The organism is Bacteroidota bacterium, from assembly GCA_018692315.1.
In the GTDB taxonomy this organism is placed as follows: Bacteria; Bacteroidota; Bacteroidia; order Bacteroidales; family JABHKC01; genus JABHKC01.
In genome coordinates this window covers 1-2,182 of the sequence record JABHKC010000239.1, presented here as the reverse complement: position 1 = coordinate 2,182, position 2,182 = coordinate 1, and the positions used below count along the sequence as shown (strand labels likewise).

The following is a 2,182-nucleotide window of genomic DNA, read 5'->3' as shown; positions in this document are numbered from 1 at the left end:
CCAAGGCATAATTCAATATCTTGTCCAAGGAAAACATTTAGCGGCATATCGTATTCAACTTCTACACTTGTTGATTCTTCACAATTTGCAACTGTAACTGTTACGGCAAAAGTATCGGAATAAAGTGCAATTATCGTTTCTGTAAATTCGCCTGTATTCCATTCGTATTCTGGAGTTCCGTAAATGCTTGTAACTGTTGCATCTAAGGTTATAGGGCTCGTTGCACAAAGTCCCGAGACATTCACCCCGAGATTTGGTTCTATTTCGTTGTATTCAATTACAATGCTTTCTACAATTGTTCCGCAAGGATTGGTAATTTCAACTGAATAATTTCCTGGTTTATCAATTAAAAAAGTGGGCAAAGTATCTGTGTAAGTGTATGTTCCGAGATCGGCTGTCCAGAGGAAAGTGCAGCCTTCATTGTATGATAAATCGTATTCGATAATTTCATTTGTACAAAGGATAGTTGGATTTGGGCCAAGGTTTGCCCAAGGCATGTATTCAATATTGATATTCTCATAAACTGTATCGGAGGCACTTCCATAAAAAGAAATACACTGAATAGTGTATGTACCCGGATTGAAAATATACCAAGGATTAAGATCAATATGATTTTTCCAAATTGGAGCTAATGAAGGGTAATTGAAATTCCAATGAACAGAATCCACATAAGTTGCTCCTAAATGGAAATATGTGGTGTCAGTATAACAACTTGTTTCGATAATAAATTCGGAAACTGCGAAAAAACTTGTATTAAATGTTGGCAATCCAAGTTGTGAACATTCAATATTTGGAGTTGTTGGATCATCCAAAAATACTGCTTGAAGATTAATAACAGGTGAAGGATCATTTGGATTTTCAATGCAAGCTAACCATGGATCATTGAACAAGGGAATATAAATTTTTTGGTCAGGTGCAAGTTGCATTGCATGGCCAACTACATTTACTTGAGCTCCTAAGTTGCCTAAATATTGATGAGAGTTTAAAAAGTTAGTAACATTTGGTAGTTCGAATAAATCCCATCGGTGAATTTCATAACCAAAATTGCAAGTCCCGTATAAATAATGTTCATCTGGCGAAAATTCACAACCATAAGCCCAATATATACCTGAAATAGTAATAGGGTTTGATATAACACCAGTTGAATTATTAAAATCTAATAATTCGAATAAATCAGATTCCTGAATACCGACAACGATTTTGTTCCCATTAGGAGAAGCTTTCATGTAACCTCTTGTAGCTGTATGGGATACGCCTGTATTACTACTTGTATATACATTTACATCAATGGGGTTACTTGTTACAAGATAGGAACGAAATGTATTATTCCATCGCTCATGGGCAATAAGCCAAATATCAATACCATTTGCATGATTTACTGCGGTTATTTTTTCTGTTGAAGGACTGAATAAAGCAATATTTTTTTCGAGCGGATCAATATCACCCATTCCGCCATTTGCGGTCATATCAACTCTTGAATATGCCAAACCACCTGATCCACCATCAGCATCTACTGTAAAAATATAATAGGTATTTATGTCTAATGGTTTTGGTATAATTACAGCAGATTGTGAGGAAGAGGGATCACCTGATAATCCATAGCCATTAAGCATTTGGTTCATATTTGCATCCCAAACCCATGTTCCATCGCTAAAAAACAAAAGATTACCATTCGCATTGCTTATTGTAGCAACTCCTTCAAGCGTATTCATTGGACTTCCTCCAAAGGCAACCGGAGTATTTGTTGCATTATTCCATGATACTCCCGCACCGTTTCCAAAAATCCAGTTGTTCCCTTCACCACCTTGTGCAAAGGTATTGGCTATGAAAGTAATTACTAAAAAGAATGTTGCTATTTTGACTTTCATAATTATTTTATAAATATATTAAATGTTTTGATTCATTAAAAAGAAAACCGGTTTGAAAATAATATTTCCATTTTGTAAATCTATTCGAATAAAATAAACCCCCATAGGATATTTCGAAACATCTAATTCTATGTTTTTTGCTTTATTTGTTTCGGTATAAATTAGTTTTCCAATTGAATTGTAAATGTCAATTTTTTCTATTTCAGCAATTTCTGAATTTATGAATAGCTTCTCTTTCACAGGATTTGGGTAAATAGAAATTGAGTTTTCAATTGAGTTTTCTCCAATTGAGTTTGGTCCAACTTTCAGATATG

At 34.3% G+C, this 2,182-nt stretch carries 2 protein-coding genes; both read right to left on the bottom strand.

The features are described 5' to 3' along the window. A partial coding sequence (locus HN894_17560) for a hypothetical protein (protein ID MBT7145133.1) occupies positions 1–1,868 on the bottom strand: 1,868 nt, incomplete at its 3' end. A gap of 18 nt (positions 1,869–1,886) precedes the next feature. Continuing rightward, positions 1,887–2,182: T9SS type A sorting domain-containing protein (locus tag HN894_17555; GenBank protein ID MBT7145132.1), on the bottom strand; the 296-nt coding region annotated here is incomplete at its 5' end.